This is a genomic window from Algorimicrobium echini, assembly GCF_900115185.1.
In the GTDB taxonomy this organism is placed as follows: domain Bacteria; phylum Bacteroidota; class Bacteroidia; order Flavobacteriales; family Flavobacteriaceae; genus Algorimicrobium; species Algorimicrobium echini.
Genome location: NZ_FOVN01000002.1, coordinates 168,687 through 184,684 on the forward strand (window position 1 = coordinate 168,687; position 15,998 = coordinate 184,684).

At 34.1% G+C, this 15,998-nt stretch carries 15 protein-coding genes; 9 read left to right on the forward strand and 6 right to left on the reverse strand.

Annotated elements, in window-relative coordinates:
- The first annotated feature begins 12 nt into the window (after positions 1-12).
- From BM239_RS06915 to BM239_RS06930, 4 genes are all read left to right on the forward strand, one after another.
- Positions 13-1,551 (forward strand): YifB family Mg chelatase-like AAA ATPase, encoded by a 1,539-nt coding sequence (locus BM239_RS06915; protein WP_092206943.1) that lies wholly within the window; start codon positions 13-15, stop codon positions 1,549-1,551.
- 146 nt (positions 1,552-1,697) lie between these two features.
- Complete coding sequence (locus tag BM239_RS06920; protein WP_092206944.1) at positions 1,698-2,210, forward strand: hypothetical protein; 513 nt, start codon at positions 1,698-1,700, stop codon at positions 2,208-2,210.
- A gap of 8 nt (positions 2,211-2,218) precedes the next feature.
- A complete protein-coding gene (locus BM239_RS06925) occupies positions 2,219-2,920 on the forward strand; it encodes a hypothetical protein (protein ID WP_092206945.1) in 702 nt (233 codons plus the stop codon).
- Complete coding sequence (locus BM239_RS06930; protein WP_245758204.1) at positions 2,896-3,717, forward strand: sensor histidine kinase; 822 nt, start codon at positions 2,896-2,898, stop codon at positions 3,715-3,717. The genes BM239_RS06925 and BM239_RS06930 overlap by 25 nt, the downstream gene beginning before the upstream one ends.
- Here the strand turns inward: BM239_RS06930 and BM239_RS06935 are convergent.
- The 3 genes from BM239_RS06935 to panB all read right to left on the reverse strand — a co-directional run bounded on the left by BM239_RS06935 (position 3,706) and on the right by panB (position 5,679).
- A complete protein-coding gene (locus BM239_RS06935; protein ID WP_245758205.1) occupies positions 3,706-4,416 on the reverse strand; it encodes an RluA family pseudouridine synthase in 711 nt (236 codons plus the stop codon). The genes BM239_RS06930 and BM239_RS06935 overlap by 12 nt on opposite strands.
- Entirely contained in the window at positions 4,416-4,787 is a 372-nt protein-coding gene (locus BM239_RS06940; protein WP_092206946.1) for a four helix bundle protein, read from the reverse strand. Before BM239_RS06940 ends, BM239_RS06935 begins: the two co-directional genes overlap by 1 nt.
- A gap of 73 nt (positions 4,788-4,860) precedes the next feature.
- Positions 4,861-5,679, reverse strand: coding sequence for a 3-methyl-2-oxobutanoate hydroxymethyltransferase (panB, locus tag BM239_RS06945; RefSeq protein ID WP_092206947.1), 819 nt, complete (start codon positions 5,677-5,679; stop codon positions 4,861-4,863).
- A 120-nt stretch (positions 5,680-5,799) separates the two neighbouring features.
- On the opposite strand from panB, the gene BM239_RS06950 reads away from it, so the two are divergent.
- Positions 5,800-6,261 (forward strand): nuclear transport factor 2 family protein, encoded by a 462-nt coding sequence (locus BM239_RS06950; protein ID WP_092206948.1) that lies wholly within the window; start codon positions 5,800-5,802, stop codon positions 6,259-6,261.
- A 19-nt stretch (positions 6,262-6,280) separates the two neighbouring features.
- Here the strand turns inward: BM239_RS06950 and BM239_RS06955 are convergent, their stop codons facing one another.
- Complete coding sequence (locus tag BM239_RS06955) at positions 6,281-7,705, reverse strand: L-serine ammonia-lyase (RefSeq protein WP_092206949.1); 1,425 nt, start codon at positions 7,703-7,705, stop codon at positions 6,281-6,283.
- An 87-nt stretch (positions 7,706-7,792) separates the two neighbouring features.
- The gene (locus BM239_RS06960) at positions 7,793-8,278 is read right to left on the reverse strand and encodes a hypothetical protein (protein WP_092206950.1); all 486 of its coding nucleotides are present in this window, start codon (positions 8,276-8,278) and stop codon (positions 7,793-7,795) included.
- Positions 8,279-8,476: 198 nt separating this feature from the next.
- Between BM239_RS06960 and dnaK the strand changes: the two genes are divergently transcribed.
- The 3 genes from dnaK to BM239_RS06975 all read left to right on the forward strand — a co-directional run bounded on the left by dnaK (position 8,477) and on the right by BM239_RS06975 (position 14,863).
- A complete protein-coding gene (gene dnaK, locus BM239_RS06965) occupies positions 8,477-10,384 on the forward strand; it encodes a molecular chaperone DnaK (RefSeq protein ID WP_092206951.1) in 1,908 nt (635 codons plus the stop codon).
- A gap of 161 nt (positions 10,385-10,545) precedes the next feature.
- Positions 10,546-13,725 carry a BspA family leucine-rich repeat surface protein gene (locus BM239_RS06970; protein WP_092206952.1) on the forward strand — a complete coding sequence of 1,060 codons (3,180 nt, stop codon included), beginning with the start codon at positions 10,546-10,548 and terminating at the stop codon, positions 13,723-13,725.
- Positions 13,726-13,915: 190 nt separating this feature from the next.
- Positions 13,916-14,863, forward strand: a complete 948-nt coding sequence (locus tag BM239_RS06975; RefSeq protein ID WP_092206953.1) for an NAD(P)H-dependent flavin oxidoreductase — start codon at positions 13,916-13,918, stop codon at positions 14,861-14,863.
- Positions 14,864-14,866: 3 nt separating this feature from the next.
- Here BM239_RS06975 and BM239_RS06980 read toward each other — a convergent pair whose 3' ends face one another.
- Positions 14,867-15,508: an alpha/beta hydrolase gene (locus tag BM239_RS06980; protein ID WP_092206954.1), complete on the reverse strand. Its 642-nt coding sequence runs from the start codon at positions 15,506-15,508 to the stop codon at positions 14,867-14,869.
- A 52-nt stretch (positions 15,509-15,560) separates the two neighbouring features.
- On the opposite strand from BM239_RS06980, the gene BM239_RS06985 reads away from it, so the two are divergent.
- Positions 15,561-15,986, forward strand: a complete 426-nt coding sequence (locus tag BM239_RS06985; protein WP_092206955.1) for a PaaI family thioesterase — start codon at positions 15,561-15,563, stop codon at positions 15,984-15,986.
- Positions 15,987-15,998 lie beyond the last annotated feature (12 nt).

A 15,998-nucleotide genomic window follows, 5' to 3' on the forward strand; every position in this document is an offset into this window, starting at 1 on the left:
AATCAATTGATTATGCTAAAAAAAGTCTTTGGAAGTGCCGTATTTGGAGTTGAAGCAACCACCATAACTGTTGAAGTAAATGTAGACAAAGGTGTTGGGTATCATTTGGTAGGTTTACCAGATAACGCCATCAAGGAAAGCAATTTCCGAATAGCAGCAGCGCTTCAAAACAATGGCTTTAAAATTCCTGGTAAAAAAATCATTATTAATATGTCGCCAGCCGACTTACGAAAGGAGGGAAGTGCTTACGACTTAACTCTGGCTATGGGAATTCTTGCAGCTACCAACCAAATAAAAGCAGACGATTTAGAAGCTTATTTAATTATGGGTGAATTATCTCTTGATGGAACCTTGCAACCCATAAAAGGCGCTTTGCCCATTGCTATAAAAGCACAGGAAGAAGGTTTTAAAGGTTTTATTTTACCCAAACAAAATGCCAAAGAAGCAGCCATTGTTTCCGGATTGAATGTTTACGGTGTAGATACCATTACACAAGTTATAGACTATTTTGATAAAGGTGAACCACTAGAACAAATTATAATAGACGTCAAGGAAGAGTTTAATAAAAGTCTTAATTTCCCGGAGTTTGATTTTGCCGATGTTAAAGGTCAAGAAGGAATTAAGCGTTGTATGGAGATTGCTGCTGCTGGTGGTCATAATATTATTTTAATAGGTCCTCCAGGCGCTGGTAAAACGATGCTTGCTAAACGATTACCGAGTATTTTGCCACCAATGACTTTGCATGAAGCTTTAGAGACCACAAAAATTCATTCCGTTGTTGGTCGTGTTAAAGAAAACACGGGATTAATGGCACAACGGCCGTTTAGAAGTCCACATCATACTATATCAAACGTAGCTTTAGTTGGTGGTGGCAGCTATCCACAACCAGGCGAAATTTCCATGTCGCACAACGGTGTGTTGTTTCTAGATGAATTACCAGAATTTAAACGCGAGGTTTTAGAGGTGATGCGTCAGCCGTTGGAAGATCGGGAAGTTACCATTTCTAGAGCAAAATTTACGGTTACATATCCATCGTCTTTTATGTTGGTGGCTAGTATGAATCCGAGTCCGAGTGGTTATTTTAACGATCCTAATGCGCCTGTAACATCATCACCTGCCGAAATGCAACGATATTTAAGTAAAGTGTCTGGACCGTTATTAGACAGAATAGATATTCATATTGAAGTGACACCAGTACCTTTTGAAAAATTATCAGACGAACGCAAAGGTGAAGCATCAATAGAGATTAGAAAACGGGTTACAGCAGCTAGAGAAAGACAAACGGAACGTTTTGTGGATTCGGATAGCGTGCATTACAATGCTCAAATGAATGTGAAACAAATTCGTAAATACTGTCAATTAGATGCTGCTTCTAAAGAATTATTAAAAACAGCTATGGAACGTTTAAATTTGTCAGCACGTGCGTATGATAGGATTTTAAAAGTATCCAGAACAATAGCCGATTTAGAAGCCAGTCCATCCATACAGGGAGCACATATAAGCGAAGCCATTCAATACCGAAGTTTGGATCGCGAAGGGTGGTTAGGATAAGTGAAAATTTTCTGACAGATTGAATCCTAACCACCAATAAACAGGATGATTAAAAAATAAAATTTTAATCATATTATTACCAGAAAAACAAAGCCTGTTTCATTCTTTTTTATATTTTTAGTGTCTATTAATTAAACTAACCAAATATGAAAAATGTATCCTTATTAATTATTGGTGCCATTATTGGTGCATTAGCTACGTATTATTTTTGTCCAAATTGTGCTGGACATGAAGATGTGGTAGAAGATATTATCAAACCAGCTGGTGTAATTACATCTAAAGAAGCTATGGTTTTAGATGAAGCTTTTAATTCTAGACATCAATTAATTAGCGATTCTATTGTTATGCGTCCAGACAACCGGTCTGCTTGGTGGTCTATAGAAGACATTAAAAATTATATAAAATATGCAGAAAATCAATCCCAAGAATTAGGCTACCAAATGGATGGCGTACGTTTATATTTGGGTGCTTATCCAGATTCACCAAAAGAAGGCGTTGGTTATACCACCATGTTTTTTGTACCAACAGGTATGCAAGCTTTATCAGAAGGTTCTAGTATGCCGTTTCATTATAAACGCCAAGGAGGTGACATTCCTGGAGGTGATGGCTTGAATATGGCAGGCACTGGAAATCCACCGAGTGCCAATTACCCACAATAATTTAATTTATGGAAGAGTTTTTAAGAAGTAATTATATTATTTTATCACTCTCCATTGAAGGTTTAGCCGCTATAATCGCTATATTTTGTTACAGAAAATATAAGCTTACAGTGGCTAAATTTTTTCTATATTTTTTAGTATATATATTTATTTGTGAACTTTTAAGTGGATATACACGCCAAATAATTGAAGGCCCTTTACATTTTCTAGAAGGTACTATTATTGAGAAAAATTATTGGTGGACCACTTTATTTTGGAACATTGGATCTGTTTTATTTTTTAGCTTTTTCTATCACAATTTAGTTGAAAAAGATAAGTTTAAAAAACTTATAAAATGGATGTGTATCGGATTTTTAGTTTTAGCTGTTTTTATAATTTCAACAAATTTCAATAAATATTTCCAAGGTATGTTTCCGTCACTTCTTATTGCAGGAGGATTAGTTGTGTTAACTTGTGTTTGTCTGTATTTTTATGAATTATTGCAATCAGATAAAATTCTGAATTTCTATAAATCTATTTATTTTTATATTAGCACAACAATTTTTGTCTGGTGGCTTATTACGACACCTATAATATTTTATGATGTATATTTTACCACAGCCGATTGGAACTTTATAATTTTAAAATGGCAAATTTTTTTATTTGCAAATATGTTTATGTATTTAACCTTTAGCTTTGCTTTATTATGGTGCAAACCGGAGACCCATTAGTCAGCACAGCTGCTGAAAGATACTTGTTAATATACATGATTGGTGTATTGCTGCTTGTTTGTGCCCTTATTATATTAATTTTCATATTTTTTAATAAACGAAAAAACAAACTGCTTTTAGATAAAATTGAACGCGAAAAAGTATTTCAAGAAGAACTATCCAACACCCAAATTGAGATACAGGAGCAAACACTGAAAAATATTGGTCAAGAGTTACATGATAATATTGGGCAATTATTATCTGTTGCTAATATGCAGATGAGCATTATGAATATGCAAGTTCAGGAAAGTATTAAGGACCAATTTACGGAAACCAAAAATGTGGTTAAAGAAAGTTTAAGTGAATTACGCGCACTTTCTAAATCTTTAAATAGTGATGTAATTGTGAATCGTGGTTTTCAAAAATCGGTTGAAAACGAAGTGGCACGTTTAAATAAACTACAGCTATTATCAGCCGAATTAGAAATTACAGGTGATGAAACCACATTCACCAATTCCAAAGATAGCATTATCTTATTCCGAATAATCCAGGAGTTTATTTCAAATACCGTGAAATATGCATCGGCAGCGAGTTTAATGGTGAAATTAGATTATCAAGAGCAACAGCTGATAATTCATATTGAAGATGATGGAAAAGGTTTTGATATCGCTTCCGCAGAAAAAGGAGCAGGCTTACTAAATATGAAAAGTCGTGCAGATTTAATTAACGCGGCGTTTAATTTGCGTTCTGAAATTAAGGAAGGAACCAGCTTGCAAATTAACTATCCTTATCGTGAAGAAACAAAACTAACTTTCTAAACAAGCATCCCAAACGGGATCATTTGGTAATGGTGCTGTTACCTGAATGTCTTTTTTGGAAACAGGGTGCGTAAACTCCAAGTGTCTGGCATGTAAACTAATACTGCCATCTGGATTACTCCGATTAAAGCCATATTTTAAATCGCCTTTTATGGGACAACCAATACTAGCTAATTGTACACGAATTTGATGATGTCTGCCAGTTTCTAAAGCTACTTCCACTAAATAGTAATTATCTAATTGTTTTAACACCTGATAATGTAAAATGGCATTTTTGCTCTCAGCAGATTTATTGGGAAAGGCTGTAGATTTGTTGTTCTTCGGATTTTTCCGTAACCAATGTATTAACGTATCCGTTTGTTTTGGAGGTGCGTTTTTAATTAATGCCCAATAGGTTTTATGGGCATCTCTTTCTGCAAATAGTTTATTCAATCGTGACAAGGCTTTACTGGTTTTTGCAAACATAACAATGCCTGTAGTTGGTCTGTCCAATCTATGAACCACCCCTAAATACACATTACCAGGTTTGTTGTATTTGTCCTTAATATAGTCTTTAACTACATCGCTTAAAGGCATATCACCTGTTTTATCACCTTGAACAATATCACCAGCACGTTTGTTTACGATGATTAGGTGATTGTCTTCGTATAAGACTTGGAGGTTTTTTTTGTTAGAAAAGATATTAGATGATTTGATCACTAGATTATTAGATTTTTGGATTTATTTAGTGTTGATTTAAACTTAGATGTCATTTTAATAATAGCATCTAAACTATTTAATAGACTATCTAATTCATCTTTGTTTATGAAATTTAAGTCGGGAGCAATTAATAATTGCGTTTTAATTTCGTATGCAGAACCAATTGCTATTTGAAGAAATCTTGTAAAATCTTTATTTGAATGTCTAGATGAACCTTCTGCAATATTTGACGGTATGGAAATAGAGGCTCTTCGTAACTGATTTGTTAATCCAAATTTCTCATTTTCAGGAAATTTAGATGTTATAGAATAAATTTCAGCACAAAATAATCTGTTTTTTTTCCATATTTCTAAATCTTTACACCTATACATTTCCTAAATTTAGTTATTTGATACACCTCCAACAATCCAACAATCCAACAATCCAACAATCCAACAATCGGATTTAATACTGTTCCTCATCATTCGGAAAATCAACCGATTTTACATCCGTTACATATTGGGAAATAGCATTCGTCATATCTTCGTACAAATTCATGTACCTGCGTAAAAAACGCGGATTAAACTCATGCGTCATACCAATCATATCATGTAATACAAGCACTTGACCATCCACGCCTTTTCCTGCACCAATGCCAATAACAGGAATGCTGACACTTTCAGCAACTTCTTGGGCTAATTTGGCGGGAATTTTTTCTAACACAATAGCAAAACAACCAGCTCTTTCAAGCATTAAAGCATCTTCTTTTAGTTTATCAGCTTCTTCATCTTCTTTAGCACGAACGGTATAGGTTCCAAACTTATAAATGGATTGTGGTGTTAACCCTAAATGTCCCATAACGGGAATACCTGCATTTAGAATACGCTTAATAGAGTCTTTAATTTCTTTACCACCCTCCAGTTTTACGGCATGACCACCACTTTCTTTCATGATTCTAATGGCAGAACGTAAGGCTTCTTTTGGGTCGCTTTGGTAGCTTCCAAACGGTAAATCTACCACTACCAAAGCGCGCTCAATGGCGCGTACCACAGAAGATGCATGATAAATCATCTGATCTAGCGTAATCGGTAAGGTGGTTTCATGTCCAGCCATTACATTACTAGCAGAATCGCCAACGAGAATCACATCTATTCCGGCACCATCAACAATTTTTGCCATGGTATAATCATAAGCCGTTAACATAGATATTTTTTCGCCTTTGGCTTTCATATCTACTAATGTTTTAACGGTTATACGTTTGTATTGTTTTTTGGCTACTGACATATATTTGATTTAAAATGCTTGTAAAATTAATAAATTAAGAATTGATTCTGTTAATTTTTGGTTATTTCAAACAAATTATAAGTCTAAAAAGTTTACTTTAGAAAAACAAATAGACCTATCATGACTAAAAAAATCACTTATCTAGCTATTCTTATGGTTTCTTTGACCTATGCTCAAAACAACTCCGAAATAGCTGTAAAAGAAGCAATAGATACTTTTTTTGAAGGTTTTCATAAAGGAGATACTGTTTTAATGAAAACAGTAATGTATGGTAAATTTCCATCGCAAACCACATTTAAAGATAATAATGGTAACGACCAGATTCATAAAGGAAATGTAAGTGATCTACTTGTAACATTGGCTTCTAAAAAACCAGACCAAAAATGGCAAGAAAAGTTGTTGGATTACCATATTCAGGTAGATGGTAATTTAGCACATGCATGGACGCCTTACGAGTTTTGGTTTAATGATCAATTTAGTCACTGTGGTGTTAATTCATTTCAGTTATTTAATGATAACGGTCAGTGGAAAATAATTTATTTAGTGGACTCAAGGCGCACCGATGACTGTAAACCAAAGTAAGTTTATGTTAGGTAATAGCTTAACAATCTGTTAAATGCACGCCAACAGCAAGACCACCTTCACTGGTTTCTTTGTATTTCGAATTCATATCTTTGGCGGTTTCCCACATGGTTTGAACAACTTTATCTAGTGGTACTTTTACATTATTTGGATCGGTATCTAAAGCTAATTCTGCGGCATTAATGGCTTTAATAGCTCCCATTGAGTTACGCTCAATACACGGAATTTGTACCAATCCACCAATAGGGTCGCAGGTAAGACCTAAATGATGTTCCATGGCTATTTCGGCAGCAATTAAAACCTGTTCAGGAGTGCCACCTAACATTTCGCACAGCGCTCCAGCTGCCATAGCAGACGAGACGCCAATTTCTGCTTGACAACCACCCATGGCTGCAGAAATAGTAGCCCCTTTTTTAAATATTGAGCCAATTTCTCCGGCTACTAGTAAGAATTTTTTAATATGCTCAAAATCGGCTTCATGATTTTCTATAACCATATAATACATTAAAACAGCTGGAATAACACCTGCACTTCCGTTTGTTGGCGCTGTTACAACACGACCTAAAGAAGCGTTGACTTCATTTACCGCTAAAGCAAAACAGCTAACCCATTTTAAAATTTGTCGGAATTTAACTTCTGTCTGACGGATACTTTGTAACCATGTTTCAGGTGAATCATAAGGTACACCATCTTTTAATTTTTGATGCATATCAAAAGCACGACGACGTACATTTAAACCACCTGGTAAATTTCCTTCGGTATGGCAACCAACGTACATACATTCCAACATGGTATTCCAAATACGTTTTAATTCAAAATCAATAGTTTCTTCATCACGAATTGATTTTTCGTTTTCTAAAACCACACCAGAAATAGGTAAATTTAATTGCTTACAAAAATCAAGCAATTTCACACCATTTTCAACAGGATAGGGGAAAGTACAGTAAAATATAATTTTGTTGGCTTTAGAATTCTGTCGTTCCTCTTGAACAACAAATCCACCACCAATAGAATAGTAATAAGCATGGGATTTCCTACCATTAATAACAGCTGTAAAACGCATACCATTAGCATGAAATGGTAAAAACTTTCTATTAAAAACAATATCTCTTTTCGGGTCGAAATCAATAGTACGTTCGTTATTAAATCGTAATTTCTTAGTATTATTTATAGCGGCAATTATTACATCAATCGTATCTACTGGAATATATTCCGGATCGGCACCACTTAAGCCAAGCATAACCGCATAATCTGTAGCATGGCCCTTTCCTGTTAAAGATAAGGATCCATATAAGTCTACTGTTATGCTTTCTACCTTTTCAAATCTATTTTTAGATTTTAAATCGGCAATCCACCGTTCTGCTGCTCTCCAAGGTCCTAAAGTATGTGAACTTGAAGGTCCAACACCTATTTTTAGCATATCAAAAACAGAAATACACTCCATGTAATAATCATTTTAATTTAAGGGCAAATATACATTTAGTTTACGATGAATTTTAACAAACTCAAGGATATTCCTCAAGATTTTAACCTAGCGTTTTTTAAAATTTGTAATACCATAAGACTCCATGACTACATTAATGTCAGAGAAGTCTTGTTTACCTACGTTGTCAGCAGGAACTACAACTACACGGAAAACCTGATTTCGTGTCCATGAGCTATCTAGCGTATTAAAATTAACAGTTCCATCTAAAAAGAAGCGGACATCTGTACGTGTAAAATCGAAGTTATACATTAAAGAACCATCTTCAAACTGTACAGTTTGAGGCAGTAAGCGCCAAACTTCTTGTCCATCTACAATTTCCCATAGAATATAAACCAATGTTACATCAGCGGGATAAGTATTAAAACCATACGGTTCAAAATATTCATAATTATTACCAGCTGTAAAGTCGAGTTCAATTTCAAAAGCCGGTGAAACAATTAGGCCACCATCTCTACCTGGAGGTCCTTGAGGTCCTTCGCAAGCGGTAAATAATAAAAAGGATGTAATTATTACTGTTATCAGATTTTTCATAAATTATTTTTTATTAGTAAAAATACTAATATTTCCATTCACACAAGCGTTTTGAAGCGATATTAACATAGGAATCTGACAACGTGTCACTTTTTTTGTCATGGCACAATCATTGACTTATACATTCCGAAAATAAATAAGAACACAACACTTCCGGAATTATATTTCGGAAAATACAAATTAAAATAAATAACTATTATGAGTAAAATTATTGGAATCGATTTAGGTACAACTAACTCTTGTGTTTCTGTAATGGAGGGTAATGAGCCAGTTGTAATACCAAATGCAGAAGGTAAGAGAACAACACCATCTGTAATCGCTTTCGTTGAAGGCGGTGAAATTAAAGTTGGTGATCCAGCAAAACGTCAAGCCGTTACAAATCCTGAAAAAACGGTTTATTCTATTAAGCGTTTTATGGGTAATAAATTTTCTGAATCATCAAAAGAAGCAGGACGTGTACCTTATAAAGTAGTAAAAGGCGATAACGATACACCACGTGTAGACGTTGATGGTCGTTTGTATACACCACAGGAATTATCAGCAATGATTCTTCAGAAAATGAAGAAAACAGCTGAAGACTATTTAGGTCAAGATGTAACTCGTGCTGTTATTACAGTACCAGCTTACTTTAATGATTCACAGCGTCAAGCAACTAAAGAAGCTGGAGAAATTGCCGGTTTAAAAGTAGAGCGTATTATTAACGAGCCTACTGCTGCAGCTTTAGCTTATGGAATGGATAAAAAAGGAACTGACCAAAAAATCGTTGTATTCGATTTTGGAGGTGGTACCCATGATGTTTCTATTTTAGAATTAGGTGACGGTGTTTTTGAAGTATTATCTACCGATGGTGACACCCATTTAGGTGGTGATGATGTAGATGAAAAAATCATTAACTGGTTGGCTGATGAGTTTAAATCTGAAGAAGACATTGATTTACGTAAAGACCCAATGGCTTTACAACGTTTAAAAGAAGCTGCCGAAAAAGCGAAAATTGAATTATCATCTGCAGCGCAAACAGAAATTAACTTACCATATGTTACGGCTACGGCAAGTGGACCAAAACACTTGGTACGCACCTTATCACGTTCTAAATTTGAACAGTTAATTGACGATTTGGTAAAACGCACAATTGCACCTTGCGAATCTGCATTAAAAGCTGCAGGTATTACTAAAAACGATATTGATCAAATTATTTTGGTTGGTGGTTCTACACGAATTCCTGCTGTTCAGGAAGCAGTTGAGAAATTCTTCGGAAAAAAACCAAGCAAAGGTGTAAACCCTGATGAAGTTGTTTCTTTAGGAGCGGCTATTCAAGGTGGTGTTTTAACAGGTGATGTTAAAGATGTATTGTTATTAGATGTTACACCTTTATCATTAGGTATTGAAACCATGGGTAACGTGATGACCAAGCTTATTGAAGCCAACACGACTATTCCAACTAAGAAATCGCAAGTTTTCTCTACAGCAGCTGACAACCAGCCGTCTGTTGAAATCCATGTGTTACAAGGAGAGCGTGCAATGGCTGCCGACAACAAAACAATTGGACGTTTCCATTTAGATGGTATTCCACCAGCAAAACGTGGAACACCGCAAATTGAAGTAACGTTTGATATTGACGCTAATGGTATCATTAAAGTTTCGGCAACAGATAAAGCGACAAACAAAACTCAAGATATTCGTATTGAAGCTTCTTCAGGATTATCAGAAGAAGAAATTCAAAAAATGAAAGCAGATGCTGAAGCCAATGCCGATGCCGATGCGAAAGCAAAAGAAACTGCTGAAAAATTGAATGCTGCTGATGCGATGATTTTCCAAACGGAGAGTCAGCTGAAAGAATTTGGTGAAAAATTATCTGACGATAAGAAAAAGCCAATTGAAGAAGCACTTGAAGAATTGAAAAAAGCTTACGAAACAAAAGATATTGCCGTTATTGATCCAGCTTTAGAGAAAATTAACGAAGCATGGAAAGTAGCCAGCGAGGAAATGTATAAAGCACAAGCAGATGGCCAACAAGCTGGTCCAGAAGCAGGTCCTGATACCAATGCAGGAACAGATGCTAACGAAGGAAGCGACGTAGAAGACGTGGATTTCGAAGAAGTGAAGTAAACAGAGAGCCATTCCCGATTTTTTAATCGGGATTGTGTGAATCGTTTATCCCAAATTTATTTTGGGATCTCATAAAACTAAAACGCAATCATTAATTTGGTTGCGTTTTTTTATGTTTAAATTTTTATAGATATTTAAAAATCTAAATTAACCATCTACTTATGAAGAATTCCTACTTAACCCTATTTTTAATTTTATTTTCCGCTTTTGTGCAAGCTCAAGAGCCTTTTGTAACTACTTGGCAGGTTGAAGATGGTGATTTGCAAATACAAATTTCGGACGCCAATAATACTTCAGATATTTACAACTACTCTATTGATTTTGGAGATGGTGTTGTGGAAAATAATGTTACAGGAGATATTAGTCATACTTTTGCACAAGCAGGAACTTATACAGTAAGTATTTCTGGTGTTTTTCCAAGAATTGTTTTTAGTAATTCATTATACAATAGCAGATTGAAAATCAGAAGTGTCGAACAATGGGGAGATATACAATGGAAATCTATGAAAAATGCATTTTCAGGATGTAGTAATTTGATTATTAACGCAACAGATTCACCAAACTTATCTCAAGTTACGAGTTTAGAGTTAATGTTTCGTGGAGCTACTAATTTGAATCAATCACTAAATAATTGGGATGTTTCAAATATATCAAACATGAGTTATATGTTTCAGTATGCTAATTCATTTAATCAACCATTAAATAACTGGGATGTTTCGAATGTTACTAATATGAGTGGTATGTTTTATGATGCAAACTCTTTTAATCAACCAATTGGAAGCTGGAATGTGTCTAATGTTACGGAGATGAGTTACTTATTTTATTCTGCAACTAATTTCAATCAAAATATTGATTTGTGGGATGTTTCTAATGTTGAAAATATGAGTTTAATGTTTAGAGATGCAACATCATTTAATCAGTCGTTAAATAATTGGAACGTATCAAATGTAACATCAATGGGTGAAATGTTTAAAAATGCTACATCATTTAATCAGCCTCTAAATAACTGGAATTTGGATAGTGTGAATTTTCTTCAAGAAATATTTTCAGGAGCCACTTCTTTTGATCAACCTCTTAACAATTGGAGATTTCCAAATGTTTCTCGATTAGATGATATATTTTATAATGCTGTTAGTTTTAATGGGGCAATTAATGAATGGGATGTTTCCAATATTTCCTACATGGAAAATTTATTCAATGGAGCAGTTAGTTTTAACCAGCCTCTTGAAAATTGGAATGTATCTAATGTGATAGGCATGTTTGGTATATTTAGAGGAGCATCATCTTTTAACCAATCTTTAAATAATTGGGATATTTCAAATGTAACTAGTCTAGGAGAAGCATTTTTTGAAGCATCTAATTTTAATCAACCACTTGATAATTGGAATGTTCAAAACGTTACCAATATGCAAAAGATGTTTTCAGGAGCAATTGCATTTAATCAGCCAATAGGAAACTGGAATGTAGCAAATGTAAATAATTTAAATCAAACTTTTAATAATGCAATTAGCTTTAACCAACTAATTAACGATTGGGATGTTTCAAATGTTCAAACTATGGTAGGTACATTTTCTGGAGCTTCTAGTTTTAATCAACCACTTGATAATTGGAATATAGTTAATGTTTATAGCATGTCTAGTTTGTTTAATGGTGCTATTCAGTTTAATCAAGATATAAGTAATTGGGATATTTCGAATGTCCAGCAATTAAACTTTATGTTTAATAATGCACACTCTTTCAATCAGGACATTTCAAACTGGCAATTTAGAGATGGTTTATATTTACATGATTTTCTTAATTTTTCTGGATTAGATTCCGATAATTATGACGCATTATTGTTAAACTTTTTTAATTTAGGAATACAACCATCAAGTTTTGGCCAAAATACAGGTTTAGGTGCAAGAGAATTAAAGTTCTGTGATATAGATACTAGAACGAATTTAATAAATAATGGATGGACATTTATAGGAGATTCATTATCAAATGAGTGTAATTCTGTTTCTGGTGTGGTTTATTATGACCAAGATGAAAATGGTTGTACTGTATTAGATATTAATGTTAATAACATTTTTGTAAATGCATATAGTAATAATATAAGTAATGCTAAACTGGTTAATGAAAGTGAATATATACTTTATACTAGTGATAACTCTTTAACATTATCAATTATTAACATTCCAGATTACTTTACTGCAACACCACAATCTACAACCGTAGATTTCTCCATAACATCCACAGAACAAGTCGATTTTTGTTTAACAGCCAACCAAACAATTGAAGATTTAAATATTAAGCTTTTACCAATAGCTGATGCAAGACCTGGTTTTGAAGCAAATTATAAGTTAATAATAGAAAATAGAGGAACAGAGATGATTAATAACATTTCTGCAAGTGTGTTATTTGATGATGCCAAGCAATCTTTTATTTCGGCAACGCCTGCGGAATCGAGCGCGTCTTCCAATAGATTAGATTTTTCTATTGCCAGTCTGAATCCTTTTGCTAAACACGAAATAAACCTTGTTATGCAAACATTTGCACCACCCACTGTAAATAGTGATGATGTTTTGAATTTTACAGCTTCGGTTTTACCAAGTATGAATGATTATTCACCAGATAATAATACTTATGACCTAGAACAAATTGTGGTGAATTCTTTTGATCCAAATGATAAACGGGTGGTTCAAGGAAACACAATAACTACGGATGAAACCAGTAATTATTTAGATTATATTATCAGATTTCAAAATACAGGATCTGCAAATGCAATAAATGTAAAAATTACAGATAATTTACATCCTAATCTGGACTGGAGTACGTTAAGCGTAACAAGTGCGAGTCATGATTATAACGTGAATCTAATAAGTTTAAATATAGTTAATGGAAATAATGTAGAATTTAGTTTTGATAACATAAACTTGCCATCTGAAATGCAAAACGAACCAGAAAGCCATGGTTATATTGCCTACAAAATTAAACCTATTAATAGTATTGGAGAAGGTGATGTTATGAGTGGAAATGCCAGTATTTATTTCGATTATAATTTGCCAATTATTACCAATACAGTCTCAACCGAAGTGGTAAATCCATTAAGCAATGACGAATTTTTTATTGATAATAATGTTGTGATATACCCAAATCCTGCAGTTGACGTTATTTTTATTAAAAAGAAGTCAAACACGCAATTACATTCTGTAAAATTATATAACATACAAGGTCGAGAATTAATCAATTTAAAAGGAAATATTAACTATATAGATACACGTGAAATAGCGTCAGGTGCATATATTTTGAAAATGGAAACAAATTTTGGTAATTTAAACAAACAGATTATTATTGAGTAATTGATTTTAAAATTAAAACGCAATCATTAATTTGGTTGCGTTTTTTTATGTATATACCTAACAAGTTTTTAAAACCTGTTAGTTATTTTTTTATTAAAGGTTGAAGTTGTGAACCAGTAATTTCATTTTATAAACTATGCGTGCATAATAAATTCTAGTATATTTGCTTTATAATATAAAACGGAAATATATGTCAACCCAACTCACCGATCTTCTCAAAATAAAACACCCAATCATTATGGCGCCTATGTTTTTGGTTTCCAATACGGCTATGGTAATCGAAGGGATGAAAAGTGGTATTGCAGGTTGTATTCCAGCCTTAAACTATAGAACTTTAGATGAATTACGAGTTTCTATAAATGAGTTAAAAGCAGCAAAGGTTTCAGGTGGTGCTTTTGGATATAATCTGATTGTAAATAAATCCAACATTAAGTATAAAGAGCAATTACGTGTGATTTGTGAAGAAGGTTGCGATTTCATATTAACCTCTTTAGGAAATCCAGAAGAAACCATTAGAGAAGCGCATGCCGTTGGTATTAAAGTGTTTTGTGATGTAACCGATTTACATTTCGCCAAAAAAGTAGAACAATTAGGTGCTGATGCAGCCGTAGCTGTAAATAGTGAAGCTGGTGGGCATCGTGGTAATTTATCGCCACAAGAACTAACCAGTTTACTACATAAAGAATTAAATATTCCAGTCATTTCCGCTGGAGGTGTGGGTTGTAAAGCAGATATAAATACCATGTTAAGCTATGGAGCGGCAGGTGTTTCTGTAGGAAGTCCGTTTATTGCTTCTATTGAAGCTGGTGTTACGGACGACTATAAACAAGCCTGTGTGGATTATGGTGCAGATGATATAGTGATGACAGAGCGTATTTCAGGAACACCGTGTACAGTAATTAATACGCCTTATGTACAGAAAATTGGTACAAAATCAACGGGTTTAGAAAAGCTACTAAATAAAAATAAAACCCTAAAAAAATGGGTAAAAATGATTCGTTTTTATATCGGGATGAAAACTACTGAAAAAGCAGCTTTACAAGCCACTTATAAAACAGTTTGGGTAGCTGGACCTAGTATTGAACATACCAAAGCTATTTTGCCAACACGTGAGATTGTTGAGAATCTGACTAATTAGCAATTATACCAAACTTGTTATTAAATCTACATTTACAACATGTTTGCCTTCAAAAGGAATTATTTGCAAGCGGTTTCCAAATAATTCGGTAGCGCGCGTTTCTTCGTGATGGATGCGTTCTTCATTTAAATAGTCATCTTCAGTACCATAAATAAGCGATACTTTGGTTGATGCATCTAAATATTGAAAATCAGCAGCCACTAATTCTTTTGGAATTCCGCCAGAATGCAATACCAGTTGGGAACATTTCAGTTGGCGTTTGGCAAGATATCGCGTTGCCACACTCACACCTTGTGAATACCCTAAAACAATTAAATTTATTCCGTCAGGAAGGCCTTCCGCTTCCAGAACGGAATCAAAATAACGCATAATATTCTCGGTGTCTTTAACCGTGGTTTCTTTTGTTAACCAACTGGCTCCAACATGTTTAAATTTGGGTGGTGTGTAGTATTTACTTGGTGCTTGAGGTGCAATAATATAATTTTCTTCCGCAGATAAGTTTTGAAAATATCTTAAAAAATATCGACTTAAATAACCCATACCATGACAAACAAACCAAACGTTTTTTGTAGATGCCGTTAATGTATTTAATGTGGCATAACTATTCGTGGTGGTGTAAGATATTTCCTTTTCAGTTAGATTCATTTGTTATTGGTGTTTTGTACTTTTACATTTCGATCTAAAAATACAGAATTTTATGTCCATATCTAAAGAAGCCAAACTTAAGGAAATCAATGCGGTTTGCAAAAACACCTTAATGGAAACCCTAGAAATTACTATTTCCGATTTTGGCGATGATTATTTAATAGCCAAAATGCCTGTTAATTCACGTGTATATCAACCAGATGGTGTGTTACATGGTGGAGCAACTGCTGCTTTAGCGGAAAGTGTTGGTAGTTTTGCTTCGCATTTATTTTCAAATTTAGAGGAGGTATTTGTTCGTGGTACAGAAATTACAGCCAATCATTTAAAAAGCGTGACCGAAGGATATGTGTTTGCCAAAGCAACCTTTTTGCATAAAGGCAGAACCACGCAGTTAATAGATATTCATGTTACTGATGACCAGGATAACTTGATTTCGGTTTGCCGTTTATCAACTATTTCGCTGCCTAGAAAAAAATAACCAATTTATCCA